The 25594-nt window shown below is 56.2% G+C and carries 27 protein-coding genes; 15 read left to right on the top strand and 12 right to left on the bottom strand.

The features are described 5' to 3' along the window. Nucleotides 1-15 precede the first annotated feature (15 nt). Genes BW919_RS01080 through BW919_RS01070 form a run of 3 tightly spaced genes read left to right on the top strand, consistent with a single transcriptional unit; the run spans nt 16 to nt 4884 of the window. A complete protein-coding gene (locus BW919_RS01080; RefSeq protein WP_088334962.1) occupies nt 16-1383 on the top strand; it encodes a RuvB-like helicase in 1368 nt (455 codons plus the stop codon). A gap of 58 nt (nt 1384-1441) precedes the next feature. Further along, nucleotides 1442-3349: a replication factor C small subunit gene (locus BW919_RS01075; protein WP_088334960.1), complete on the top strand. Its 1908-nt coding sequence runs from the start codon at nt 1442-1444 to the stop codon at nt 3347-3349. Nucleotides 3350-3354: 5 nt separating this feature from the next. After that, nucleotides 3355-4884 (top strand): replication factor C large subunit, encoded by a 1530-nt coding sequence (locus BW919_RS01070; protein WP_088334959.1) that lies wholly within the window; start codon nt 3355-3357, stop codon nt 4882-4884. Between the two features lie 3 nt (nt 4885-4887). Here the strand turns inward: BW919_RS01070 and rpl12p are convergent, their stop codons facing one another. Further along, nucleotides 4888-5208, bottom strand: coding sequence for a 50S ribosomal protein P1 (gene rpl12p / locus BW919_RS01065; RefSeq protein ID WP_088336452.1), 321 nt, complete (start codon nt 5206-5208; stop codon nt 4888-4890). A 74-nt stretch (nt 5209-5282) separates the two neighbouring features. Between rpl12p and BW919_RS01060 the strand changes: the two genes are divergently transcribed. The 4 genes from BW919_RS01060 (at nt 5283) to BW919_RS07815 (ending at nt 9215) form a co-directional block, all read left to right on the top strand. Continuing rightward, on the top strand, nt 5283-6341 hold the full coding sequence (locus BW919_RS01060; protein WP_157665835.1) for an NOG1 family protein: 1059 nt from the start codon (nt 5283-5285) through the stop codon (nt 6339-6341). After that, nucleotides 6295-6810 carry an Hsp20/alpha crystallin family protein gene (locus tag BW919_RS01055; protein ID WP_157665834.1) on the top strand — a complete coding sequence of 172 codons (516 nt, stop codon included), beginning with the start codon at nt 6295-6297 and terminating at the stop codon, nt 6808-6810. Before BW919_RS01060 ends, BW919_RS01055 begins: the two co-directional genes overlap by 47 nt. A gap of 81 nt (nt 6811-6891) precedes the next feature. Further along, entirely contained in the window at nt 6892-7950 is a 1059-nt protein-coding gene (gene rtcA / locus BW919_RS01050) for an RNA 3'-terminal phosphate cyclase (protein ID WP_088334956.1), read from the top strand. Between the two features lie 479 nt (nt 7951-8429). Then, the gene (locus BW919_RS07815) at nt 8430-9215 is read left to right on the top strand and encodes a hypothetical protein (protein ID WP_157665832.1); all 786 of its coding nucleotides are present in this window, start codon (nt 8430-8432) and stop codon (nt 9213-9215) included. On the opposite strand, the gene BW919_RS01040 is transcribed toward BW919_RS07815, so the two are convergent. Continuing rightward, on the bottom strand, nt 9152-10051 hold the full coding sequence (locus tag BW919_RS01040; RefSeq protein ID WP_257789225.1) for a hypothetical protein: 900 nt from the start codon (nt 10049-10051) through the stop codon (nt 9152-9154). The two genes, BW919_RS07815 and BW919_RS01040, sit on opposite strands and share 64 nt — an antisense overlap. Further along, the gene (locus BW919_RS01035; protein ID WP_157665829.1) at nt 9964-10896 is read right to left on the bottom strand and encodes a phosphoadenosine phosphosulfate reductase family protein; all 933 of its coding nucleotides are present in this window, start codon (nt 10894-10896) and stop codon (nt 9964-9966) included. Before BW919_RS01035 ends, BW919_RS01040 begins: the two co-directional genes overlap by 88 nt. A gap of 42 nt (nt 10897-10938) precedes the next feature. Here BW919_RS01035 and BW919_RS01030 point away from each other — a divergent pair, with 42 nt between their 5' ends. The 3 genes from BW919_RS01030 to BW919_RS01020 all read left to right on the top strand — a co-directional run bounded on the left by BW919_RS01030 (nt 10939) and on the right by BW919_RS01020 (nt 14536). Then, the gene (locus BW919_RS01030) at nt 10939-11913 is read left to right on the top strand and encodes a phosphate ABC transporter substrate-binding protein (RefSeq protein ID WP_157665828.1); all 975 of its coding nucleotides are present in this window, start codon (nt 10939-10941) and stop codon (nt 11911-11913) included. 69 nt (nt 11914-11982) lie between these two features. Next, nucleotides 11983-13767, top strand: coding sequence for a phosphate ABC transporter permease PstA (pstA, locus tag BW919_RS01025; RefSeq protein ID WP_088334946.1), 1785 nt, complete (start codon nt 11983-11985; stop codon nt 13765-13767). Between the two features lie 4 nt (nt 13768-13771). Next, a complete protein-coding gene (locus BW919_RS01020; protein ID WP_088334944.1) occupies nt 13772-14536 on the top strand; it encodes a phosphate ABC transporter ATP-binding protein in 765 nt (254 codons plus the stop codon). On the opposite strand, the gene BW919_RS01015 is transcribed toward BW919_RS01020, so the two are convergent. Both BW919_RS01015 and BW919_RS01010 read right to left on the bottom strand, forming a co-directional pair. Continuing rightward, nucleotides 14533-14904 carry an Mth938-like domain-containing protein gene (locus BW919_RS01015; RefSeq protein ID WP_088334942.1) on the bottom strand — a complete coding sequence of 124 codons (372 nt, stop codon included), beginning with the start codon at nt 14902-14904 and terminating at the stop codon, nt 14533-14535. The two genes, BW919_RS01020 and BW919_RS01015, sit on opposite strands and share 4 nt — an antisense overlap. Nucleotides 14905-14957: 53 nt before the next feature. Next, a complete protein-coding gene (locus tag BW919_RS01010) occupies nt 14958-15755 on the bottom strand; it encodes a hypothetical protein (RefSeq protein WP_088334940.1) in 798 nt (265 codons plus the stop codon). A gap of 70 nt (nt 15756-15825) precedes the next feature. Here BW919_RS01010 and BW919_RS01005 point away from each other — a divergent pair, with 70 nt between their 5' ends. Genes BW919_RS01005 through BW919_RS00995 form a run of 3 tightly spaced genes read left to right on the top strand, consistent with a single transcriptional unit; the run spans nt 15826 to nt 18590 of the window. After that, nucleotides 15826-16434, top strand: coding sequence for a class I SAM-dependent methyltransferase (locus tag BW919_RS01005; RefSeq protein WP_157665826.1), 609 nt, complete (start codon nt 15826-15828; stop codon nt 16432-16434). Then, nucleotides 16400-17056, top strand: coding sequence for a B3/4 domain-containing protein (locus tag BW919_RS01000; RefSeq protein ID WP_088334936.1), 657 nt, complete (start codon nt 16400-16402; stop codon nt 17054-17056). The genes BW919_RS01005 and BW919_RS01000 overlap by 35 nt, the downstream gene beginning before the upstream one ends. 28 nt (nt 17057-17084) lie before the next feature. After that, entirely contained in the window at nt 17085-18590 is a 1506-nt protein-coding gene (locus BW919_RS00995) for an RtcB family protein (RefSeq protein WP_088336450.1), read from the top strand. Here the strand turns inward: BW919_RS00995 and BW919_RS00990 are convergent. Next, the gene (locus BW919_RS00990; protein ID WP_088334934.1) at nt 18587-19270 is read right to left on the bottom strand and encodes a histidinol phosphate phosphatase domain-containing protein; all 684 of its coding nucleotides are present in this window, start codon (nt 19268-19270) and stop codon (nt 18587-18589) included. The genes BW919_RS00995 and BW919_RS00990 overlap by 4 nt on opposite strands. 11 nt (nt 19271-19281) lie before the next feature. Continuing rightward, nucleotides 19282-20286: a TRC40/GET3/ArsA family transport-energizing ATPase gene (locus BW919_RS00985; protein WP_232452893.1), complete on the bottom strand. Its 1005-nt coding sequence runs from the start codon at nt 20284-20286 to the stop codon at nt 19282-19284. 26 nt (nt 20287-20312) lie between these two features. On the opposite strand from BW919_RS00985, the gene pstK reads away from it, so the two are divergent. Both pstK and BW919_RS00975 read left to right on the top strand, forming a co-directional pair. Further along, on the top strand, nt 20313-21080 hold the full coding sequence (gene pstK / locus BW919_RS00980) for an L-seryl-tRNA(Sec) kinase (RefSeq protein WP_157665824.1): 768 nt from the start codon (nt 20313-20315) through the stop codon (nt 21078-21080). After that, nucleotides 21059-23284 carry a DEAD/DEAH box helicase gene (locus tag BW919_RS00975; RefSeq protein ID WP_088334930.1) on the top strand — a complete coding sequence of 742 codons (2226 nt, stop codon included), beginning with the start codon at nt 21059-21061 and terminating at the stop codon, nt 23282-23284. The genes pstK and BW919_RS00975 overlap by 22 nt, the downstream gene beginning before the upstream one ends. 55 nt (nt 23285-23339) lie before the next feature. Here the strand turns inward: BW919_RS00975 and BW919_RS00970 are convergent, their stop codons facing one another. From BW919_RS00970 to BW919_RS00955, 5 genes are all read right to left on the bottom strand, one after another. After that, nucleotides 23340-23804 (bottom strand): histone-like protein, encoded by a 465-nt coding sequence (locus tag BW919_RS00970; protein WP_168168641.1) that lies wholly within the window; start codon nt 23802-23804, stop codon nt 23340-23342. Between the two features lie 118 nt (nt 23805-23922). Next, nucleotides 23923-24063: a hypothetical protein gene (locus BW919_RS07810; RefSeq protein WP_157665822.1), complete on the bottom strand. Its 141-nt coding sequence runs from the start codon at nt 24061-24063 to the stop codon at nt 23923-23925. Continuing rightward, complete coding sequence (locus tag BW919_RS00965; RefSeq protein WP_088334926.1) at nt 24047-24490, bottom strand: DUF61 family protein; 444 nt, start codon at nt 24488-24490, stop codon at nt 24047-24049. Before BW919_RS00965 ends, BW919_RS07810 begins: the two co-directional genes overlap by 17 nt. Then, the gene (locus tag BW919_RS00960) at nt 24490-24870 is read right to left on the bottom strand and encodes a DUF22 domain-containing protein (protein ID WP_088334924.1); all 381 of its coding nucleotides are present in this window, start codon (nt 24868-24870) and stop codon (nt 24490-24492) included. Before BW919_RS00960 ends, BW919_RS00965 begins: the two co-directional genes overlap by 1 nt. Before the next feature lie 18 nt (nt 24871-24888). Beyond that, nucleotides 24889-25587 carry a V-type ATP synthase subunit D gene (locus BW919_RS00955; protein ID WP_088334922.1) on the bottom strand — a complete coding sequence of 233 codons (699 nt, stop codon included), beginning with the start codon at nt 25585-25587 and terminating at the stop codon, nt 24889-24891. Between the last annotated feature and the right edge of the window lie 7 nt (nt 25588-25594).

Below are 25594 nucleotides of genomic sequence, written 5' to 3'. Positions count from 1 at the left end.
AGGGGGTACCGAAAGTTGGTTGAGATCAAGGAGATCGGCGAAGTTTCTACGGAGGAAACATCACCGGGAGCGCACTCACACATCACCGGTCTCGGCCTCGATGAGAATCTCAAGGCGAAGCCAGTCGGAGACGGTTTGGTGGGACAGGAAGAGGCTCGTGAAGCCGCCGGAATAGTCGTCGAGATGGTCAAGAAGGGTCGGCGTGCGGGTCACGGTCTCCTCCTCATAGGTCCGCCCGGCACGGGTAAGACGGCGATCGCGTACGGTATAGCCAGAGAACTCGGTGAAGACGTTCCGTTCGTATCTATCTCCGGTTCCGAGATCTACGGCACGAACCTCAGCAAAACGGAGTTTTTACAGCAGGGGATACGGCGTGCTATCGGTGTCGAGTTCACGGAGACTCGGGAGGTAATTGAAGGGAAGGTCGAAAGCCTCGAGATAGAGCGTGCTAAGCACCCACTCTCCCCGTATATGGAGGTACCTAGCGGGGCCATCATCGAGCTTAAAACTCAGGACGACCACCGAAGGTTCAAGGTACCCGAGGAGATAGCGATCCAGCTGGTGCAGGCCGGTGTTCGTGAGGGAGACGTAATCCAGATCGACGTGGAAAGTGGTCACGTGACGAAACTCGGACGGGCGAAGGATGCGCTCGAGGAGGAAGAGGAAGAACTCCTAGGAGTTCACGCGGTAGAGCTCCCGGAAGGTCCGGTGCAGAAGAAGAAAGAGATCAAGCGCGTGGTGACCCTGCACGACCTCGACATGGCCAACGTACGGGCCGGTCGACTCTTGGGTTTCCGTGAAGAAGAGATCACCGACGAGATTCGTCAGAAAGTGGACGAACGGGTCCAGAAGATGGTCGACGAAGGGGAGGCCAGTCTAGTTCCGGGGGTACTGTTCATAGATGAAGCGCACATGCTGGACATAGAGGCGTTCGCGTTCTTGAACAGGTCACTGGAGGAGGAAATCGCTCCGATCCTCGTAATGGCTACTAACAGGGCCATGGCGAAAGTACGAGGGACGGACGAGGAGGCTCCTCACGGGATTCCAGGCGATCTGCTGGACCGTATGCTGATCGCGAGAACCAGGCCTTTCGAACGACATGAAATCTACGAGATTATCGGAATCAGGGCCAGAGTCCAAGACATCCAGCTGACGGACGAAGCTCATGAGTACTTGACGGATCTTGGCGAGGAGAAGTCCATACGGTACGCGACGCGACTCTTGGAGCCCGCTCGAATCGTGGCTGAGAAGGAAGGGTCCGAGGTCGTGGAGAAGAAGCACGTGGAGCGTGTCGAAGAAGTCTTCACCGACGTTTCGGACAGTGTCGAGTACATGGAACGCATGCGGAGGGAACTACCTGTCATGAAGTACCTAACCGGCTGATCTCTCCCGACCGACGGTTTTTATTAGCTTGGTGATGCGATCCCACGGGGACGCCGAGATGGCCGAGCACGAGCTACGCGTTCTCGAGATACCATGGGTGGAGAAGTACCGACCTAGGCGTTTAGACGACATCGTCGACCAGGAGCACGTGGTCGAGCGTCTGAAGGCCTACGTGAACCGCGGCGACATGCCCAACCTACTCTTCGCCGGTCCACCCGGAACCGGCAAAACGACGGCGGCTCTGTGCTTATCGCGTGAACTGTTCGGTGAACACTGGAGGGACAATTTCCTCGAATTGAACGCTTCTGTGTCCGCTGATACTCCCATCCTCGTGCGAAGGAGCAGCGAAGTTCACCGAGTGACCTTCGAGGACCTCGATAGCTGGTACTTCGGGGATCGTGGTGGCGAGTACGTGGACGTGAGCGATCTGGAGGTCTTGACTGTCGATAGTAACTTAAGGGTGACTTGGGCCCGCGTTTCCAAGCTCATCAGACATCGTGCACGTAAGATCCTGCGTGTCCATCTCGAGAACGGAACGATCGAGCTCACGGGTAACCACTCAGTGATGGTACTTGATGAGGACGGCCTCCGGGCGATTAGGGCATCCGAGATTAAGAGGGGTTCGTTTCTACTCAGCTTCGTCGCGGAATTCGACGAACAACCCACCGACGGCGGCACAGTAGTCACGTCGGTCGGGTCCGGATCCCGGATCTCGAACACCATCTACGACCTGCCCGTGGAAGTCCGGGTCGAGCTCCTACGTGAGTTAGCCGATGACAGTGTGATCGATGCTTCGAAGGACGTGTCGGTGGATCTGGCGTGGCTGGCTAGGATCTCGGGTGTCGAGAGCCGTGTGACGAACGACGGTGTCGAGCTGATTTGGGAGACCCGTACGGGTGACCTGTTGCCGGCCGATCCGGTTCTGAAACTCGTCGAAAGGCTCGAACCTGACCTCGTGGACGATCTCGAGTCGTGGGTGTTCGACGGTCGGATCTCGAAGGAAGCAGTTCGAAATGTCCTCTCCTCGGTCAATCCGAAAAATCTCAGTGGGGACGCTAAGAGAGCGTACCGGATGCTCAGGACGCTCATACGATCGGACGTACACGCAGTCAAGGTCGAGGATCTGGACGTCATGGACTACGATGGCTACGTCTACGACGTGAGCGTACCCGGCAACGAGATGTTCTTCGCGGGTGAGGTCCCGGTCCTGCTGCACAACTCCGACGAGAGAGGAATTGATGTAATCCGGACCAAGGTAAAGAACTTCGCCAGGACCCGGCCGATGGGAGGGGCCCAGTTCAAGATAATCTTCCTCGACGAGGCGGATAACCTGACTAGGGACTCGCAACAGGCCCTCCGTAGAATCATGGAGATGTACTCTGACGCGTGTCGGTTCATACTCGCGGCGAACTACTCGTCCGCAATCATCGACCCCATCCAGAGCCGGTGTGTAGTGTTCAAGTTCACCAAACTACCCGAGAGCGCCATCAAGGAGCGGTTAAAGGAGATCGCCGAGAGTGAAGGAGTCGAGATAACGGAGGATGCCCTGGACGCGATCGTTTACGTCTCCGAGGGCGACATGCGGCGTGCTATTAACGTGCTCCAAGCTGCCGCGGCGCTCGGACGGGAGATCGACGAGGACACGGTGTTCCAGATCGCGGCTACGGCTCGCCCCGAGGAGGTGCGAGAGATGATCCACCACGCCTGGAACGGGGACTTCGATCGGGCCAGAGAACTACTACACGAGCTCCTTACCAAGTACGGAATGTCGGGAGAAGACGTCGTCCGCCAGGTACACCGAGAAATCTTCGACATGGACGAGATACCGGACGAGGCTATTCCGGAGCTCGTGAACGCCGTCGGTGACTTCGAATACCGCCTGGTCCGTGGCTCGGACGAGCGGATCCAGTTGGAGGCTTTGTTAGCCAGAATTCACGCGCTCGGTAATGAGTACTCCGGTGGGTAACACCGTTGGTACCTTGGGTTGAGAAGTACCGGCCTAAGTCGATCAAAGAGCTGGTGAACCAGGATGAGGCCAAGAAGGAGCTAGCCGCATGGGCGAACGAGTGGGCGCGCGGTAGCATTCCGGAACCGCGTGCCGTACTACTTCACGGGCCACCAGGGACTGGAAAGACGAGTGCCGCGTACGCTCTGGCTCACGACTTCGGCTGGGACGTGATCGAACTCAACGCGTCGGACAAGCGCACTCGAAGCGTTATCGAGAAGGTAGTTGGGGGCGCTTCCACGTCACACTCTCTCCTCCGAATTATCAGGGAAACCGGAGGGGACTACGAGCGTGTAAAGGGACAGTCGGGCAGGGTCCTAGTCCTCGTGGACGAGGTAGATGGAATCGATCCCAGGGAGGATAGAGGTGGGATTACCGCGCTAACTCGGGCCGTACGTCAGACTCGCAATCCCATGGTCCTGGTAGCCAACGATCCGTGGACGTTGCCCAAATCCCTACGTGACAGCGTCCGGATGATCGAGTTCCGTCGGCTCCGAGTTAACGATATCGTCGGAGTACTACGTCGTATCTGTGAGCGGGAAGGTATCGAGTATGAGGAGACGGCTCTGCGTAGAATCGCCAAACGTGCGAAAGGGGACCTCAGGGCCGCGATCAATGATCTGGAGGCGCTCGCGAGGCCTACTGGTAGGGTGACGTCCGATGACGTGGAAGCGCTCGGATGGCGTGATAAGGAGATCACTATCTTCGAGGCCTTGGGTAGGATCTTCAACAAACCGCCTAGACAGGCCAGACGCGCGTTCTGGAACTTAGACGAGGATCCGGATGACGTGATCCTGTGGATAGCTCAGAACATACCTCGAGCGTACCGAGACCCGGAAGAGATCGCTCGCGCGTACGATTACCTGTCCAAAGCTGACGTATTCTCGAATCGTGCGATAGAAACCGGAGACTGGAGGTTCAAGTACGTCTACGCCACCGACCTCATGACGTCGGGTGTGGCCGCGGCCCGGGAGAGTAAACCGCCGGGATTCGTCCGGTTCCAACCTCCCAAGATCCTACGGAAACTGGGGGCCACCCGCAAAGAGCGTGATGTCCGGAATTCCATAGCGAAAAAAATCGCGGAACGGATGCATATATCCACACGCCGTGCTAAGATGGACGTGATCCCAGTACTTGAGATCACGTTCCAGGAGGTCGCGGATAACCCCACCGATCGCGGTTTGGAAATCCTAGGAGGAATCGCCGGCTATTTAGATCTCTCCAAACGGGAAATCGGGTTCCTCTGCGGCGATCCACAGGTGGCTCAGCGGGTATATCATCGAGCGTTGCGCGTTCGCGAGAAGCTGCGGAAGATCCGCAGAGAACGGGCGAAAGGTGCGGTAGAGTCAATGCTCGAGAGAAAACGTGAAGAATCTGGGATAGAGGAAGAAGTGGAGGAGATCGAAGAAGCCGTGGAAGAAGCGGAAAAAGAGGAGAAGAAGGAAAAGAAGAAGGAAGGAGAAGGTGAACAGAGGACGTTAGACGCGTTCTTCTGAGGTTTACCCGAACAATGCACCGAGGCCAGCTGCCGCCTCCTCTTCCGCCTCCTCCTCTTCCTCTTCTTCCTCCTCTTCTTCCGCTTCCTCTTCCTCTTCTTCCTCCTCTTCGGCTGCTGGCGCTGCGGCTGCCGGTGCGGCGGATGGGACTGCGGCTTCTTCGATAGCCTCGTCGATGTCGACTTCTTCTAGGGCGGCCACGGTCGCCTTCAGCCTGGCGTCGTCGACGTCCACACCTGCTGCCTCTAGGACCTTCCGTAGGTTGTCCTCGTTAATCTCCTGACCTGCAGCATGAAGCAGCAATGCCGCGTAAATGTACTCCATTCGTGGAACCCCCGTCGTCGTTTTCTCGCCGGACGGCCTCTGTCGACTCAAAAAGGTTTACGGGAGGCGATACCGTGTCCGGGAACCCGTTTCGGAATATACCCGAGGTACCGGATCCGGAAGAGCTGATCGACGTCGCCTTCCGTCGTGCGGAGAGAGCCGCTGAAGGCACCAGGAAATCGTTCCACGGTACCAAAACACCGCCTGAAGTCAGGGCAAGGTCCATCGAGATAGCACGTGTCAACACGGCATGCCAGTTAGTGCAGGACCGCCTTTGGGAGATCGTGAGGAAGACACCCAACCTCGACGAGCTCCACCCGTTCTACCGGGAGTTGGCGGATGCGCTGGCGGGCGTCGACAGGCTGAAAAGCAGTCTGGCAGACGTGCACACTGTCGCCAAGATAGCCAGGTTGATCCGGGAGGAGTACACTCGTAAGATCAAGCGGGCGAAGGACCCCCGGACCGCCGCGGAGTTGAGACGTCAGGCGTTCGGGAGGCTGGCTTCGACTATTCGCAGGAAAGCTGGAGACGCGCTCAGGTTCCTCCGGAAGGTGCAGCCGAAGCTCGTAGACCTACCCGCGATCGACACCGAGATGTTCACCGTGACCTTGGCGGGGTTCCCCAACGTCGGTAAGACCACCCTCATGACGGTTCTTACGGGCTCAAAGCCGGAGATAGCCCCATATCCCTTCACTACCAAGGGCATCCAAGTAGGATACATGGAGGACCCGTATCCAGTGCAGATGCTCGACACCCCGGGTTTGCTGGAACGACCTGAGGAGGAGCGCAATCCGGTCGAGCGGCAGGCGATCGCGGCCCTGAAGCACGTGACGGACGTTGTGCTTTTCCTGATAGACCCCACCGGAACATGCGGGTATCCCGTAGAGGAGCAGTTGGAGTTGCTTGGTCGTGTCCGGAAGGAGTTCGACGTACCGACCTACGTGGTGCTGACGAAAGCCGACCTACGGGACCTGTGGGAGGAACCCGACCTCGAGGGGGAACCCGTTTATAAGGTCTCGGCGACGGAAAGAACCGGATTGAAAAAGCTTCGTGAGATACTGAACGATTTGGCTAGGGGGTACTACAGTGGGTGTGATCGAGGATATGATGAAGATCGGGATGAAAAGCGCTAAGGCCGGTCTCGAGGTCACGGAGGAGCTGATAAAGCTATTCCGGGAGGACGGGCGGCTGGTAGGGTCTATCTTGAAGGAAATGGAGCCCGAGGAGATAACGGAAATACTGGAAGGAACTTCGAGCCAGCTTATCAGAATGGTAAGATCGCTACACACGCCCGCCGTGGACGTTTTCGAACGTTCGGAGGAGTTCGTTATCATCGCGGAGGTCCCCGGCGCCCGCCCGGAAGACGTTCAAGTCAGGGCGGGTGAGAGGTTCGTAGAGATCACGGCTAACGTCCCGAAGATGCGAGAAGGTGAGGCTAAAACGCGAGAACGCGTGACCGGAGAAGTCCGACGGAGGATAGACCTACCGGGGAAAATCAACCCGAACGCCGTCAGTGCGAAGTGCGGTCGTGGTCTCCTGGTCGTGAAGGCACCGAAGGCGGAAGCTAGTGAGATAGAAGTAAAACCGATGGAGGAGGGGTGACGGCGTTAAAACCCCGGCTCAGCCCCGGGTTCTCTCCTCACGAGCGCGGCCATCCGGACCCTCCTCATCGCCGGTGCGGTGATGAGCTTGATAGAGATCGACGGCTCCTACGGAGAAGGTGGAGGTCAAATACTCCGGACGGCGGTCGGGATGTCGGCACTGACCGGCGAACCGGTTCGAATATACAATATCCGGGCCAACAGGCCACGCCCAGGCCTTTCACACCAGCACCTACATGCAGTGGAGGCCGTGGCCGAGATCTGCAACGCGGAGTGTGAGGGGCTTGAGATAGGTTCGACCGAGATCGTGTTCGAGCCTGGGAAGGCGAAGGGAGGAGAGTACGAGGTAGATATCGGTACCGCGGGCAGCGTGACCTTACTGCTTCAGGCCGTCAAGCTCGCGGCGATAGCTGCAGACGGCCCAGTGGAGATGGAAGTACGAGGCGGGACGGACGTCAAGTGGTCACCACCTGTGGACTACGAGATCAACGTCAACGCACACTACCTAGACCGAATCGGTTACCGGTATGAGTTGGAGGTCCTGCGACGCGGTCATTACCCTCGAGGTGGGGGGATAGTCAGGGCCAGGATTGAACCCCCAAAGCGGATGAAGCCGCTGGAAGCCGTGAAGTTCGGCGAGCTGGAGAGTGTTCGAGGGATCTCCCACTGCGTGCGGTTGCCTCCCCATGTGGCGGAACGTCAGGCCAAGGCGGCTTCGGAAATTGTCGAGAGGGAACTCGGGATCAGACCTGAAATCGAGATCGAGACGTACCCTAAAGGCCGCGATCCGCACTTAGGTCCCGGCAGTGGTATCGTCTTGTGGGCGGAAGACGATCGTGGGAACAGGATCGGTGCTGATGCGCTGGGTGAGAAGGGCAAGCCCGCAGAGATTGTGGGAAGAGAGGCTGCGGAGCAGCTCGTGCAGCGTCTTCGCACTGGAATGGCCCTCGACGAGCACATGGGAGATCAGATTCTGCCATTCCTAGCGATTGCTGACGGTGAATCGGTCTTCGGTGTGACCGGCGTCGATCCACACCTCCCGACGAACGCATGGGTGGTGGAGAAATTCCTCCCCGTGAGCATCGAAATCCGCGGGAAGGAGGGGGAGCCCGCGACAGTCGAGGTTCGGCCTGAGGGTTGAGCAATGTTCACATCTGATATAGACGTGTACGCGGAACTGCGCAAGACGGCTCCTCACTACTCTAAACAGATCTTTCTACGCTTCGGTGTAAACTGTTTCGGAAGACACTGGACGCGTATTCGGTCTGAAGCCCGCGTGCCCGCGTCGGTGGCTAAGCTGGTCTACCGACGAGGTGAGGAATTAGCCCGTGAGCTACTCCCTCTCGGAGAAGAGTTAACAGCTCACGACTTAGGGGCTCTCGGAATAATCCACGACGACTGGTTTTCCCTAGGTAGAGAAAAATTTTGGAGGTCAATACTCATCGACGCAGTGAGGGAGCACCCGCGGATCTTTCACTCGATAGTAATCTTGGCGTCACGACCGCCCTCCGCTTATCGGGCCCGAGAAGTACTCCAACATGAGTCTGTATCCGGCCCTACCACCAAGATGATACTACGACGAGCCGAGAGGTGGTGCCGCTCGATGAGGGGCGGGTCCGGTTGCCGATCGGGTTAACCCTCGCCCTAACCTTGGCTACAGTCGCCTCACCGGTACCGTCACCTCCGGAGATACCGCACGAGACGTTCGTCATCGAGGGCGTGATTTTGGGGATCCAAGACGATACTGTCATCGTGCGGTGCGATGATGAAGTACTCCGACTCAAAGTCGATTCCAACGTGCGTGTACGTCTTTCCGACATGATCGGACAGAGGGTCAAGTTAAAAGTCGTAGACGGAGTGGTGGTGAGTGCTACACCGCTTGCTACGCCGACGGAACGTAGACAGTCTTCCGGAAGAACCGTGACACGATCTGAGCATCTCCACGATGGCGCGGCTGCCACGGTTAAGGAACGTCCAGCGTCAGCGTACTCCACCTCGAGGTCTACAACGACCCGGGCATCACCAGAACGGACTGTCGCGAGGGGAGGCGCTTCGAACACCGGTGCGGGCGGATATGGTCGCGGAACAGCATCGGTGATCACCGAACGGAAGTCCGATAAAACCTTACCCGGAGCCAAAGGGGAAGCGTCGAGTGTGGGCGGGACTGGGACTACCGGCTCTTCCGCCGAGAAATCCGCCGAGAAAGTACGTGAGAAGACCCGCGAGCATCCTTCAGGCTCGGCCAGAGTCATGGAACGTGAAAGACCGGAACCTGTGGTCTCGGGCTGGGGATCGGTGGCGGCGCTGATAATCGCCGTGACGTTGATAGCCACGGTGGGGTTCTACTTGTACCGACGGGGTCTCCCAGCTCGGACCCAGCTGTACCAGACGCACTCCGCGACGTGACGTCGCTCTTCAGGACTTCCCTCCAATATGATCCTGAAAGACGGCCACTTTACGGATACCCGACGCCCTAATCTCCTGGCCACGGTTAACGCCTCCACGTTGACGTCCCGGACTTCGTCCATCAGCTCATCGGTAACGTCCACCCACGGGTCCAGGTGTTGAAGCGGACACCCTTCACGGCGTCCCCTACGGAGATCCCCGGTCTCCCCGACCCGCCGTACTCTCACACCTAGAAGCGTGGCGAGCCTATTCACGTCGCTCTCGTGGATACGGATCAGTGGCCGCACGATGATACGATCGTCCCCGTCGAAGTACCTCTTAGGCAACTGGACGAACTCCGGTTCGATTCCGGTTCGCCTTGATACATCCAGAATTGCACCCGCTATGGTGTCCACACCACACTCTCCCGTTGCCACAACGCTAGCCCTACTAACAGCTACCTCTAACATGATCTTCTTACATATCTTACACACAGATCTACCCTTAGCACCTCGAAGCTTACGCTTTAACTCATCAGTTATATCAACAATATCTACCTTAATCCCGAGCATTTTAGATATTCGTTTAATTTCAATCTTTGGCGTGAACCACACCCACCTATGTGTTATATGAAGTCCTCTTACATCAGCACCAGACAGCTGTAAAACCTTCGTTGCAACAGCACTGTCCATTCCACCTGAAATTAGAACGCAAATTTTTTTACCACTGACTTTTTCCCTCAAAAGCTCCAAAAGTTTTGAGAACGACTTTAACCCCCATTTTCGCGTCCAAGATCCGAATTCGATATCTTGTTGATAGCCTTCTGTAACATTTGTTTTAAGATTTCTGGAACCCATTCCTCACACTCCCTTAACAGCTTTTTGAGGTCAGATAACGTCGGAGGTGTCATAATTTGTTCTATATCTTCCCTAGAAATGTATCCATATCGTACCATTGCTGCTAACCGAGGTGCTTCGAAGCTGTATCCATATTTCATGTAGAATAGCTTCAAGGCAAACGGTAGTACGACGCAGTTTGAAGTATAACCCGATATTTTATCAACAGTCAGTCCGAACTCCTCTTCGACAATATCTTGGCGCTTGTTTTCCGTCATTCCACACATAGCTCTAATCACAGGTGGGTCTTTAGGAACCACAGGTGACGTCCCGTGTGGTAACTCATGTCCAGTTACTATAGCGTCCACACCGAGCTCCCTAGCCCTCCGTTCGTATCTCCGTGTGATCATACGTGAGCATGGTCCACACGGTGACTCGGCCCGAGTCAGTCTCTCTTCGAATAACTTCAGGAACGGCTCTTGGTCGCCGATGATCTCCCACCTTATATCGGACCTCCTCCTAGCCAAGATTATCCTCCGCCAGGCTTCCGGGTGGAGCGCGCCGGTATCCACAGTCAGCGCTACTACTTCGTCGCAAATTCTCAAGGCTAACCCCAACGCAGCGAGGCTATCCAGACCACCTGAAACCGCCACCAGGACCTTCTCCGAATTTTCGAGGGCCTTTCGAACTTCTTCTCGGAGCTCCCTCCTACTGGGTATATGCCGGATCTGTCGTCGACAGGCTCTGCACACGCCGCTTTCGTCCAGTTTTACCCCATCGACCGTCTCGGGTATACCACAGATCCGGCACTGCCGCAGAGCAAACCCCCCTTCACATTTTAGGAACTTCCGATCAGGTTCCGTCAACTTTATAATGCTATCTCTTATGGTTCAACAGGGGGTGGGACCTTGAAGAAGTACTTAATCGCGGCTGCGGTCGCGATCGCAGTCATCGTAGGAGGCGCGGCTTACTACTACTCTACAGCGGGTGCGGTGAAAACACAACTAAGGATAGGAGGATCGACGAGTTTGATGCCATTTATGATGAAGATCGCTGCTTATGTCGGTGAAGAACACCGAATGACTTGGAAGCAGCTCGGTGAACAAGTAGGTGTTCAAGGGCTACCTGACGAACCTGTGCAGTTAATGGTTTCCGACGGCGGATCCTCTGCAGGTATTAAGGGTCTCATCGAAGGGACGTTCGATATAGCTATGGCGTCAAGACCACTAAAGCCTGAAGAAGTCCAGCAGTTGAGTGACCCTGTGATGTGTCCTGTAGTTCTATCAGCGATTGTTCCGATTGTGAATGGGAAGACACTAGGCCAGCTAGATGACATTGACCCGAAGACGCTTAAGGACATCTATACGGGCAAGATCAAGTACTGGGATCAAGTGAAGCCAGGTTTGCCACATAAGAAGATCGTTGTAATCGGCCGTGCGAAGGGTTCAGGTACGCGGGCTACGTTCGACAAGTATCTAAACATCCAGGATTACGTTAAGGATGCGATTCTCTGTGGGTCTAACTCGGAGGTCCTGGAGAAAGTAGAGAAGACTCCGTACGCTATAGGTTACGTGGACTACGCTTACGTCGTTAAGGCCAAGAAGGGTGGCAAAATACCGGGTGAGGTGAAGCCGCTGAAAGTCAACGGTATCGAGGCTAACACGCAGACGATTATTACGAAGAAGTACCCGATGGTCAGAGCCGAGTACTTGATAATTGACAGGGACAACGCCTCGAAGACCGTAATCGCCCTGATCAAGTGGATCAGGAAGCCGGACATCAACAAGGAGTTCGCGGAGAAGGTTGGGTACGTCCCGGTGCCCGAGGACGCACCATTGTTCTCCAAGAAGCCATACATAGAGATCAAACCGCTAGTTAAGTAACGGGGTTGGGTGGCTACCTCTCCGACCCCCTCCTACAGATCTTTATCGAATCTCATTGGGGGACCAGTGATGCGGGAAATCGCCGCGAAGCAAGCTCAGGAGTCTGAGAACCTAATTAAGTCAGTCACCGCGTCGGCCGCCATCTCGATCGCCGCGGTGATCGGAATCTACTTGTTCCTCACGATGAACGGCGTCAAAGCCCTACAATATGACTCCGTGATCGACATACTATTCGGTACCGTCTGGAGGCCTGACAGTTGTCCTCCGCGGTTAGGATTGCTCCCGATGATAATCTCGACACTATACGTGACGCTAATAGCCGTGGTGATAGCCTTCCCGATTTCACTGCTTTGCGCGACCTATCTGGCTGAGTTTGCCCCAAAGGTTGTCAGACGAACCTTACGACCCGCGATCGACATGCTGGCCGGTGTGCCTTCGGTCGTGTACGGTCTGTTCGGTATCTTAACCCTCGTCCCGTTTGCCAGGGAGTATCTCGGAGCTCCAACGGGTTACTCGGTACTCGTAGCTGGCATCATAGTTGCTGTCATGATCCTCCCTTACATGACAAGTGTGATGATGGAAGCGATGAGGGCGGTCCCGCGAGAGTACGTGGAGGCCGCGTTGGGGGTGGGGGCGACTCGATGGCAGGTGGTGAGGACGGTACTGTGGCCCGCGGCTAGGTCCGGTATCACAGCCGGAGGCATGCTGGGCACTTTGAGAGCGATGGGTGAGACCGTCGCCGTAGCGTTGGTCGCCGGTGCCGCCTTGATGATACCTACCTCACCGCTGGATCCATGTCGACCGCTTTCGGCTCATATCCTGCTTCAGGCTACCGTACTGCCGGTGGGCTCGCCCGGATATTACGCGCTGTATTTCGGAGGTCTCGTGCTGATGCTGATGGTAACCGGCGTGATCGTTCTGGCGTACCATTACCGGAGGCGTACTGGTCGTGTCCGTGTCAGGAAGCTCAAATCGCATCGCGCTCGGCTAAATCCGGTGACCATGAGTAAACTGATGACCGGATTGATGGTGATGGCCGGTGCGATAGCTGCGGCCGCTCTGGTGGGGATAACAGGTTACATCTTCGCCAACGGTGTAGGGGCACTCAGCTGGAACATCCTGTTCGGCCCCATCAACATCGGGGACCCAGTCCACAGCTCGTTGTACCCAGCCCTGTCGGGAACCCTAGCGCTGATGTTCTACTCGACGGTTTTCGCGGCACTGATCGGAGTTCCGACGGCGCTCTACCTCGCGGAGTTCGCGGGCGATACGGCCTTCACCCGCGCGGTCCGGTTCGCGATCGACACCCTCGCTGGAGTCCCCTCTATCGTCTACGGACTGTTCGGTGCGATGCTCTTCGTGGTTTACATGAGGATGGGATACTCGGTCCTCGCGGGAGCGTTAACGTTGGCAGTCATGAACCTCCCAGTGATAGTGAGGACAACGGAGGAGGCCTTCAGGTCAGTACCGCGGGAGTACGTCGAGGCGGCACGAGGCATGGGTGCCTCTTGGTTCCACGTTGTCAGGGACGTGCTGCTACCGATGGCGAAGCCGGGAATCACGGCCGGAATCACACTATCGATGTGTCGAGCGGCGGAGGAGGCCGCACCGATTATCCTGACAGCGGTTATGATAGGATTGATCAGCACTAACCCGTTCGTTCACGTTCTTCAGCCTACCGACGCGTTAGCGTTCCGCATTTATCTGATCGCCAAGGAGTACTTAATGGAGCCTGGAGCACGCGCCACGGCGTTCGCCGCGGCGACCGTTCTAGTCGCGGTGACGCTCGGACTGAACTTTTTGGCGATCTACATGAGGGATAAGTTCGAAAGGAAGATCGGTCGGCGGGGTTGAGCCAATGACGGCGTTCGAGGTACGTGATCTACGCGTGTACTACGGCGATAAGGAGGCACTAAAGGGCATCACTTTGAACATTCCAGAAAAGGAGATTACTACCATAATAGGACCATCCGGTTGCGGTAAGTCCACGTTCCTTCGTTGCCTTAATTTAATGATCAAAGAAATCCCGTACGCGCGTACGGAAGGAGAGGTGATCTTTGACGGCGAGAACGTCCTGGAGTACGAGGATGAAGCCGATATCATCGCTCACCGGCGCCGTGTTGGGACGGTATTCCAGCACCCCAACCCGTTCCCCTGGATGTCCATCTACGACAACGTCGCCTACGGACTCCGGCTAATGGGTATGGATGAAGATGAGATCGAAGACCGAGTGTACGAGGCACTAGAGAAGGCCGCGCTACTCGACCAAGTGGAAGACAGACTCGATGACCCGGCTTCAGCACTGTCCGGTGGTCAACAGCAGAGACTCTGTATCGCGAGAGCTCTAGCGATGCGTCCCGAGGTATTGCTGATGGACGAGCCTACCTCCGACCTCGATCCGATTGCGACGAGGAAAATCGAGGAGACAGTCATGGATCTCAAGAGAGAAGTGACTATAGTATTCGTCACGCACTTGCTCCCCCAGGCGTATCGGATTGGTGACTACACCGCGTTCTTCCTACATGGCGAGCTGGTCGAGGCGAACGATACCGAAAAGCTGTTCACCGATCCTCAGGACGAACGCACTAAAGAATACATCGAGGTGGAGTTCGGACCCTCCTAGCACGTCGTGTGAATCACGGCCGCTACTTTTTTGTTCTCATTTTTGAGTTCGTTGTACCTCTCTATTGCCTCCGGAGTCGGAGCTTCCACGAGCTCTATCCCTCGCTCCTCGCAGAACTCTCGAGCCTCCTCCGTGACGGACAGAACACCGCTCTGACCCGTCCCCACCACGATTATCTCCGGTTCCTCGTCGCACAACTCTAGGAGTCGTCTCAACTCGTCGGCCGCCAGGTTGTGGCTAGTACCGAATTTGCTCCTTGAGAGTCCTTTCTCGCGCCGGTGAACCTTCCCTTCGGTTGTCACGTAAACATCATGATTGTATCTCTCGCCGCCATACTCTACCCATCCAAACCCTGTCCCTCCAAACATGCGTAATCCCCGTACGAAAAATCAGTGCTTGGAGATCAAAATGTTCGCGGTCCTTACTCCCACTCCCACGTCATCGACCTCCGCTGCTTAACGAGCCACATGCCGCCGGTGGCCGCTCCTACCAGGGCGATAGCCACTAGGTAGGGCGCCCATCCTGACGAGTTTTCGCTGCGCGCTTCACGCTGTAGTTCTAGATCGGACGATCCGGAACTCTTCGGCCCTTTCACCTTCATCTTCTCCTTGCTGCCCCGCTCCTTCTCCTTCTTTTCCTTTTTACCCTTACTTTCCTCCGATTTGGACGATCCCGCCGTTTTTCCGCCCTCTGACGGTACAGTTTTCTCCCTCGCTTTCACTGTGGTGACCCAATATGTTCCCGCACCTGCCGAGCGTGACGGTGTCGATGGTGTTGATGACGATGTTGACCTAGTTTGAAGAGTCCCACTCGAAGAGGCCGAGGGTCTTGTATGGGTTGTCACCGTGGAGCCTTCCGCAGTCCTACTTGCGGTTCTGATCACAGTACTATTACCTCGCTGGTGAACTTCGACGACGGTGCCGGGGCGTAGCTGTCGGATAACTTGTTGAGGGACTTTCACTGGGATAGTCGGCTTGGGCTTGTACAGGGGTTTTAAGTATACGACTCCTTTCCTAATGTCCGCTTTCGCGACCCTGTACTTGCCCGGTTTCAAGGTCGACTCTTTCCTTTCTTTTTCTTCTTCCTTCTCCTTTTTCTCCTCCTTCTCCAGCTTCGGCGGTTTCGGTACGGGGGCTTTCTCTGAGTGGGCTGGTTGGAGCCCCACCACGGTACAGATCATTGTGGCTAGCACAGTGCACGGGAGTATTCTTTTGATCACGGCCGTTCACCCCGCGCCGCACAAGGGGGTGTAAGAGATACGTGCTGCTGTAGAAGGAACACGGCAGAGGGTGTTCTACGGGCTACTTTCCCGAGTATACGAGCGTTCCCCCCTCTCGCTGCCGAAACGCCTTGTCAATGAGATCCTGCGAGATCTTAAAGGATGTTGTCGAGTCCTTGACGTCGGTTGCGCGACCGGTTACTTGACGCGTAAGCTCGCCGCCGTGTGTGACTGCGCCGTGGGTGTGGACATCAACAGGAAAATGGTAGAAATCTCAAAGTCTCGAAATCGGTTACCCAACGTTAAGTTCGTTCGGGCTGACGCTCATAATTTACCTTTCCCGGACGCATGTTTCGATGGCATCGTCCTTTCCGAAATACTCCAGCATCTCGATGTGATTAAGGCTCTGAAGGAAGTAGACAGGGTAGCGGTCCGTGGGTGTAAGATGACCGTAGTGTTGCCCGATCCTACGAGCCGAGCTGCCCGCGTGGCCACGAGACTGATCCACGTTCTCACCGGTAACAACGCTTGGGTATCTCCGGACACCGTGGTCGGTATCATGAGGGATATGAGCTGGAAACTCGTCCGATTTCAATCGGCCGGCAAGCGCGTTCTGATAATGATGGAGAAGCGGGGTTCGAAAAATGCGGGTCGAAGTGGATCCGGAAGTCAACGATAGGGGACTACGCTACGCGTACGTCAGAGTCGAGGGTGTCGATCCCGGGGCCGACGCTTCAGAGCTCGTAGACCGAGTTACGGCGAGGCTACGAGAACAGTTCGACTTGAACGGTTTAAAGGACGATCCGATAGTTCGCGCGTACCGGGATTACTTATGGTCGATCGACGTAGACCCTACCAAGGTTAGGCCTGCCGGAGAGGCACTGCTACGGCGCGCTCTGCGAGGTAACTTCCCGAGGATTAACGCGGTGGTCGACTCCTACAACCTTGCCTCCGCCGAGTACCGTGTGCCGATCAGCTGTTTCGACGCCGATAAGCTAACGGGGGATTTGGTCATCAGGCCCGCGGAGAGTGAGGAAGTCATGGTGGATATCGCCGGAGAGCGGATAGAATTGGACGACCGTTTCGTCGTAGTCGCAGACGAGGATGGACCCGTATCCGTGTCTCCTTACCGCGATGCCCGTAGGACGGCGGTGACCGATGAAACCGAGCGTGTGCTCCTACTCGCGCACGGTGTGCCGGGGGTGGAGGTTGAGCACTTAGTCGAAGCGTTGAAAACGGCCGTTCGATACTTAAGGGAGGGGGCGGAAGCTGAGTCTGTAAGTCGAATCGTAACGCCATAAAGGGGGAAGCACCGTGGCCCCGAAGTCGATGCTAAAGCATATTCGTAACAACGTCGTGTGGGAACTGCCTGAAGACTATAAGGGATGTATGAAGGTTCCAGGTCGCCTCTACGCGACGGAGAAGCTCATCGACGAAATGGAGAAAGGCGTATTCGACCAGGTTGCAAACGTGGCTTGCCTACCTGGCATTTACGGATACTCAATAGCACTTCCAGATGCCCACTACGGATACGGGTTCCCGATAGGTGGAGTTGCGGCATTCGACGTTGAGGAGGGGGTTGTAAGCCCCGGTGGCGTAGGTTACGATATCAATTGCGGTGTAAGAGTGATGAAAACTGACTTAACCGAAGACGATGTTCGACCTAAACTGAGGGAACTCTTAGAAACCATCTTCCGCAACGTACCTGCCGGCCTGGGATCGCGGCATCGTCGCGTCCGTCTGTCGGCGCAGGAGCTCCGACAGGTCATGCTATACGGTGCCGAGTGGGCCGTGGAAGAAGGGTACGGGTTCGAGGAGGATCTCGACCATATCGAATCCCGTGGTAACATGACCCACGCTTACGAGACCATCGGTTGGGATGAGTACGGGCCCAGGGACGATGTTGCCAGCAAGCGTGCGATCGAGCGAGGTCGACCGCAGCTGGGCACGCTAGGTTCGGGTAACCACTTCCTCGAGGTGCAGGTCGTTGACGAGATTTACAACGAGGAAGCGGCCGAGAAGATAGGAATCCGCGAGGAAGGACAAGTTACCATTATGGTTCACACGGGTTCCCGAGGATTCGGTCATCAGGTCTGCTCCGACCATCTCAGGATCATGGAGCGGTCCATGCGTGACGTAGAGCGAAGGTTCGGTGTGAGGATCCCGGACCGTCAGCTAGCGTGCGCCGCGATGGGTACCGACGAAGCCAAGAGGTACTTCAACGCAATGAACGCCGCGGCTAACTACGCGTTCGCGAACCGTCAAATGATCTCGCACTGGACCAGAGAGTCATTCGTGGAGGTGTTCGGGGATGACTACGGCGACGCCGATGACATGGGTATCGAGGTGATCTACGACATCGCCCACAACATGGCCAAGATAGAGAAGCACCCGGTCAACGGCGAGGAGCGGTGGCTCGTGGTGCACAGGAAGGGTGCCACCCGAGCCTTCTCGGAGGAGGCCCTGAAGAAGCACGGAGAGCCCGTACCGTTCGAGGGGCTGCCGCAGCCGGTGCTCATCCCGGGAGACATGGGGACTGGCTCGTACATCCTGATCGGCACTGAGAAGGCGATGAAAGAGACCTGGGGCAGCACCTGTCACGGAGCGGGACGTACCATGAGCAGGGCCGCAGCGAAGCGGAAGTTCTGGGGTGAAGACGTGGCCAGGGAGCTCGAGCGTCAAGGGATCCTAGTGAAGGCCGCGAGTATGCCGGTGGTCGCGGAGGAGGCTCCTCCGGCGTATAAGGACGTCGATGAGGTGGTGCGGGCGGTCGCTGAGGCTGGAATTTCAGATCCCGTCGTGAGACTAAGGCCGATCGGTGTGGTCAAGGGCTAGCGCTTTTTCAGGATCTTTCTCGGCACCTTTTCGAGCACCCATTTCAACATTCTTTCTGGAAATCCCGCTCCCATGGCCACCGTGGCGGCTTCCTCGGGCTTCAGGAGGTCTTCCGGGAGGTGTGCATCCGTGTTCAACACTAACTCTGCATCCGTTTCTAAAGCAACTCGGACCACCCATCCGTTAGCAAGGCAGTGTCCGTGTTTAGTTGTAATCTCGAGTGCAACACCATTCTCTGACGCCATTCTAGCGGTTTCTGGATCGATAAGTCCTGGGTGGGCTAACACATCGACGGCGTCACAACCGGCGGCTGCCTCGTTGGTCCCTGGCTTGACGGGCTCCGCGGGTGTCTCCCCGTGCACGAGGACCACTCTGGCACCGTTATCTCGGGCCTCCTCCGCGAGTTCCGGAATCAAGTCCGGCGGTACATGGGTCAACTCGGCTCCGGGTACGGGTTCTGTTCGGTAGTAACCTCGGAGCGCGTCGCAAGCCTCGGCGAGTCTGGACACGGTGTCCTCGAGGTTGGACGGATCGACGTGCTCCGTGAACACTAGCGCTTCGTGCTCCAGCTCTTCCGCACGCCGTAGGAACTCGGCAGGCAGTAGCTCACCGTCGGTCAAGTAAGTGTGGGCGTGGAGTTCGTACCGGCGCTTTGGGAACCTTTTCGGCCTCCTGACCAAGGCACTGACCCTCAGGCCGGCTCACCGTACAGTATCTCAGCGACTTGACGGATCTTCTCCAGACCGCGCACCTCTTCCGCGAACATCGGAATCTTAAGTATTTCCTTGTCTCCGAAGTACTTCTCCACCAGCTCGAGACGCTTCTCTTCCATCTTACGACGAGTGCGACAGAACTCGCACTCGTCCGCCCGTTTCGGCATTACCTTGTTCACGATGACCATATCGACGGGAATCTCGTAATGGTTAAGCGTACGTAGGGCACGGTGTGCCTCGTAAATTGCCATCTCTTCAGGTGTCATCACCAGCCGGAAGGCCGTCAGCGATGCGTCGCTTAACGTCTCTCGTATTTCCTCTACCTCCTTCTTCATTTTCTCTAGGTTTTCCAGGATCTCGTCTTCCTCGTCCTCATCCGAGTCGGCGAACGGTATCAACGCCTTCAGCATCTTGCTGACTTGACGCAGGGTCCGCCTAACTTTGATCATCGTCTTCACCTGGCGTTCCAACGTCTCGGGTAACGAGAGGAACCTCAGAGTGTGACCCGTGGGGGCGGTATCGAACACGATCACGTCGTACGAGTCATACTTCATCAGTTCCATGAACTTCTGGAACGCCGCCGCCTCGTCGATACCCGGCGATGATTTTAGCAGTTCCTCTTGCTCTTTGAGCAGATCTTCGCCTCCGAACATATCCTCCATTCCTTTATCCTTCGACATCTCGTACACTCGCTTCATTACCTCTACATACTCTTCCGCGGCTTTCTCCGGATCGATTTCGATCGCCTTGAGTCCCTCTACACCCTCAATCTGGGTAGGTTCCGAACCGATGTCCTGATCGAAAATATCCGAGAGCGAGTGCGCCGGATCTGTTGAGACTACTAGTACTTCCTTACCTTCCTCCTCGGATAACCACACGGCAGTGGCCGCGGCACAGGTTGTTTTTCCTACTCCTCCTTTACCGCCGAAGAAGACGTACCGCTGACCCTTCGAAAGCCCGAGTTTCTCCGAGATGCCCATCATCAGACCCCCTGGGGGAGTCACAGCGGTTGCGACTGCTGATACTCACCGGCCCGCCCGGCTCAGGTAAAACGTGTTTCGCACAGGGGCTAGCTCGGGAACTCCGGCAGGAAGGCTGGCGAGTGGCACATGTGGAGGCGGACGCTCTACGCGGATTCCTATGGGACGAGTTCGACCCGAAGCTAGAGCAGGTGGCCCGGAAACTCTTTTTGAAGTCCGTTGAAACGTGCCTGGACGCCGAGCTGGACCTGGTGGTAGCGGACGATACCAATTACTATTCCAGCATGCGGCGTGAGTTGGCTCTCCTGGCTATGGAGAGGAGGGTTCCATGGGGAATAGTATACCTTCGTGTCGACCTAGACACATGCCTACGTAGGAACCGCGAGCGAGGCGAACCTATTCCGGAGGAAGTCGTTCGTAGAATCTATGAGAAGTTCGAACCACCCAAGCCGGATCGGTGGTGGGAGCGTGCGACCTTGGTTTTAGACGACTCTCGGGTTTCCGATGAAGTTCTCGAGTTCGTCGAGTCGGGTCTACGCGTCGAGAAGCCTAAAAAGAGACGTCGGCGCACCGATGCCTCCTCCGTGAATGAAGTCGACGTGCGCACACGTCGGGTCATGGGAGAGCTGATGCGTCGTCTCTCCGAGACAGGCGCGGCTACCCAGGAACTAGGGCGCAAGCTCAGTGAACTGCGCCGTGAGATAGTATCTTCCGTGGAGGATCCGGAAAAGGCAGTCCGGGAGTTCCGGCGTCGGGCCGAGGAGGTGATCCGAGAATGCCTGAATGGAGACGGGTGAACTGGGACGTCCTGGAGTATCGTGAGTACCAGGTGTCGGTTGCGGCTGAGATTCTCGATTCAAGGGACAACACCCTGGTGGTGATACCCACTGGCCTTGGTAAGACCGCGATCGGTGTAATGGTACTCTCGGAACTCGTGGACGAAGGCCGGGCCGTGTTTTTGGCCCCCACCGTGCCGCTAGTGAATCAACACGCCCGATTCATAGAGCGAGTCACACGAGGATTGGACGTGAAAGCACTCACGGGTAAGGTGCGACCTGAACGAAGGAAAGTCGAGTGGAAGAAGTCCGACGTAATTGTTGCAACACCGCATGTAATCCGTAATGACATTATAGAAGGTAGAATTAACCCTGATGAGGCGTCCATAGTAGTATTTGATGAGGCGCATAGAGCGGTCGGAGGTTACCCATACGTGTATGTATCAAAGGAGTTTAATTGCCTGAAAGTTGGCCTTACAGCGTCACCAGGATCGGATGTGAAGCGTATAAAAGAAGTAGTGCAAAACCTTGGGATAGAACGTATTATAGTTAAAACAGAGAAGGATCCAGATGTTAAAAAGTATTTAGGAAGAGTGAAAGTTGAGTGGGTTGACGTCGAACTACCGGAATGGTTCGACAACGCTAGACGGGAGCTGCAGCGAGCTTTCGAGCGCAGGTTGGAGTTGCTAGAGGACATGGGATTCCTACGATCCTCGCGTAACGCGTGGGTTGGGAAGCTGCTATCGCTCAGGGAGGAGATCAGGGAGCAGATGGCGAAGCGCCGAGAGCGCGCCAGTTGGTGCTCACGGGCTCTTGGAGTCGTAGCGGAAGCCCTTCGGATAGCCAGGGCGAGGGAGATCCTGGAAACCCAAGGAATCGGACCTTTCCTACGGTACGTCGAGCGCCTCACGGAACGCAAACGATCTAGCGGCGGTCCCTCGCTACGGAGGATACTCGGAGATCCGAACTTCCAGCGCGCCGTACGGGAGTGCAAATCGGCGTCACTCCGAGACGAACCGGATCACCCGAAACTGCCCGAAGTTGAGGAGTTAGTGGAAGACGTCGAGTCCGCGCTGGTATTCACACAGTACGTGGATACAGCCAAGCTGATCGCAGATTACCTCAAGGAGAGCGGAATGTCAATCGTGGTGTTGCTCGGCAAGGAACACATGAAGGAGCGCGAGCAGCTGGATGCCATAGAATCGATCAGACGGAGAGAATGTCGCGTTCTCGTGTCGACGAGCGTAGGGGAGGAGGGACTGGACCTTCCGACCTGCGAGGAGGTGGTGCTGTACGAGCCGGTTCCCTCGGAGATAAGGACGATCCAGCGGATCGGACGTACTGCGAGGGATGGTGCCGTGGGTAACGCTCACGTTCTCGTCGCTAGAGGTTCTTTCCCTACTTTGGACGAGATCTACTTTCACGTAGCAAGGCGTCGTGAGAAGAAGATGTTGGAGGCAGTGATGCGCGTGCGGGAATGGTTGCGGAGGAGGAAAAGGAAGATGGCTGCTGCGAGCAAAAACCCAGAAAAGTTGCGTTCGAGGGCGAGGACGCTCGATCAATTCGTGGACGGTGGTCGTAGCAAACATGAACGAGATGAAGTACGTCCACCGAGCAGGGCTCCCGTCATCGTAGTGGATTCGCGTGAGATCAACACCAAGGTTGTGGAACACCTCAGGAGAAAGCCCGTGACCCTCGAGAGAGACACGTTAGAGCTAGCTGACTACATTGTAGGTGAGGGCGTCGGAGTAGAGCGCAAGTCTGAATCCGATTTCGCCCGGTCTCTCCTGGACGGTAGGTTAATGGATCAGGCTCAAGAGATGGCCCGAGAGTTTGACCGTGCCGTAATTATCGTGGAGGGGAACCCGAGGAAGGAGATCGAGCCGGAGTCCGTTGATGGAGCGCTGGCGACGCTCGCCGTCGATTTCGGAATCTCCGTGCTTCAGTCTTCGGGACCGGAGGAAACCGCGGAGCTGCTCTATCGGATGGCTAGAAGGTTCGAAGAGCGACAAAGGCCGAGACCACGGAAGCGTAGATCGACCGAGGATCTCCGGGTTGAGATGTTGTCGTGTGTCCCAGGAGTTGGACCGGAGCTGGCTCGGAGACTGTTGGACGAGTTCGGATCCATAGGTGACGTCGTGAACGCTAGTCTATCTGAGCTGAAACGCGTCAAAGGGATAGGAGAACGGAAGGCCAGGGAAATACGGCGTTTCTTTTGGGGATAAGCCATAGCGCGAATCGTTCAAGTTCTTATAACAATTCGGTCGGGGGAAGAAAGGCTTAGAATTTCCCACCTTTGGGCATAGAGTATGTGATGGCCTTTTCGACGTCTTCTCCCTGCACGGTCTTCCTGCCGTCTTCGTCCGCGTACTCAGCGGCCGTCTCACCCAGCTCCTCCGTGGCACGGCAGATCAGCTTGTTGTACAGGTCGACGGCGTCCGAACTAGCTCTCTCAATCCCAGCTCGCTTTAGGATGCGGCGCACTGTCGCTCGGCCGAACAGCTCACCGTCGTAGTCCTCCACATCTTCCACCATGAGGACGTCGGCCAGCGCCTTCAGGTGCTCCTCCATCAGCGTCTTCTTACCGGAGGCATCTAATACAGACTTAGCCGCGTTGGCTACGTACTCCGCCATTGCTGGGACGAAGTCGTAGATGGTCTCCTTCGCATCCTGGCTCAGACGTCTCTCACCAATACCCTGCCGGAAGATCCTTTCGATGGCAGCCTTGGGTAGCTCCACGGCCATACGGTTCTCCCCCATATGACGTTAGTACATGCAGTGGCAATAGCTTCCGGGGAGGAGGTCATCTTTAGGTTTTAGGTGTTGTAGGGCGACCTTCCGGCGACTCCAGTTTCGAAAGAGTTTAACGGGTTACGGTTCCGGAGTGCCCTGTCAGTACCAGTATCACGAATACCGTAAAACCCACGATTAGGGTTACCGTTGCCACGATAGGGGCAACTCGAACGAGAGCTACCATCAGCCTCCGCTTATCTTCTTCTCTCAACTTTCGGTCTCCCCATGATATGCTCGGAGCTGAACATGTACTGGGTAGCTGTAGGGAATTCGCGGCGGAGCTTTCGAACTTCGAACATGTTCAGCTCCACTCGATCTTGGGAAAACCGCCACTCCTCACCGAGCACCTCACACACTACCCGAACTTCCGCCTTACCACGGATCACCGCTGCTCCCGAGTATCCAAGCTCGATGAGTATCGGGAGCTTGAGGCGGCCGTGAAGATACCGTGGTAATACGTCGGCGAGGCGTTCCAGCTCATCCCGGTCAAAGTAGTGCTTGGTACCGTCCCGGTTAACCACGTGCGGTCTCTCTTTCCTCAACAGCTCTTCAAGGGTCTTACGACGTCGAGGTAGGTGTCGGTTGATTCGGAGTATTTCCTTGATCACGTACCTGTCGAGGCGCGACTCGCCGCGCATCACTCTTCACCTTTCAACTCGATCAGTATGAGCACTCCCAGCACGTCACCCTTACGAATTCGACCATGTCTTACGGCGACGAAGTACACTTGTTCCACCTTCCGACCCAGTTCCATCATTTTGGGAAACTCCTCGGCTACGGCTAGAACGTGGCCGTAGGGATTTCGGGCGTACGGTGACAGTAGTACCATTGTATGAGGTGGAATTTCAATCGGTTCTACCTTAATAATGACGTCTTTGCCTTCTTCGACGGTCACATCCTCGGCCGCTATCAGTGGCTCAAACCTCCCCTCGAACGTATCGGTTTTGAAGTCGTATGGCTCGCGGCGCCGGCGGACACGTTCAGTGACTTTCCTCTTGGCGACGCTGACGAAGACCATTCTCTACTCACCCACACCTCACTCGAAGGATGGGAATTCGATCTCTTCTTCGACGACCTGCTCGAGTTCCTCTCTCAACTTCTTCCGTTCGATCAAGTCCTTCACACGCTTCAGCCGTACGAAGTTCTCCCTCTCCTGCTCGTCGAGTTTCATCTCGATGTACTTCTCGGTGTTTTCGAGGCGCGGGATGACTATATGTTCTAACGCGTTCACCCTGCGCTTAGTGCGTTCGATTTCCTCGGCCATGAGACGTAGGGTTTCCTCGATTTCGGCCAGCTCCAGCACGGCGTCGATAGCCTCCGTGAAGGCTCGCATCGCCTCATCGAGTGCGCCGGACGTGTCGGCGAAGCCATAGACAACCTTCGAACCGCCATCTTCGCTTACGCGCTCGATGATCGGTACGACTACACCCATCACGTTCCTTGATCCTATATCTACCTTGATCTCCTCGCCTGTGGCCATAGAGGCGCGCTCCACTCCGATCTCACCTAAGGTCACCTTGGAAGCAGCCAACTTGCTGTACGCCTCCATCAACTTCTCGACGGCTCGCTCCCTGATCTCGGAGGCGCGTTTCACCATCTCGAAGAACTCCATGATGAGGGCGTCTCGCTTCTCCTTGAGTAGCTTGTGGCCCTTCTTCGCCAGTTCGATTCTGTCCTGGAGTTTCAGTAATTCCATCCTGGTAGGATTGACGTCTTCTAGGATCTCCTGAGTCACGGGTATC

Origin of the sequence: Methanopyrus sp. KOL6, assembly GCF_002201915.1 — an archaeon.
Taxonomy (GTDB): Archaea; JAADCQ01; Methanopyri; order Methanopyrales; family Methanopyraceae; genus Methanopyrus.
This window is presented reverse-complemented; position numbering and strand designations above follow the sequence as displayed.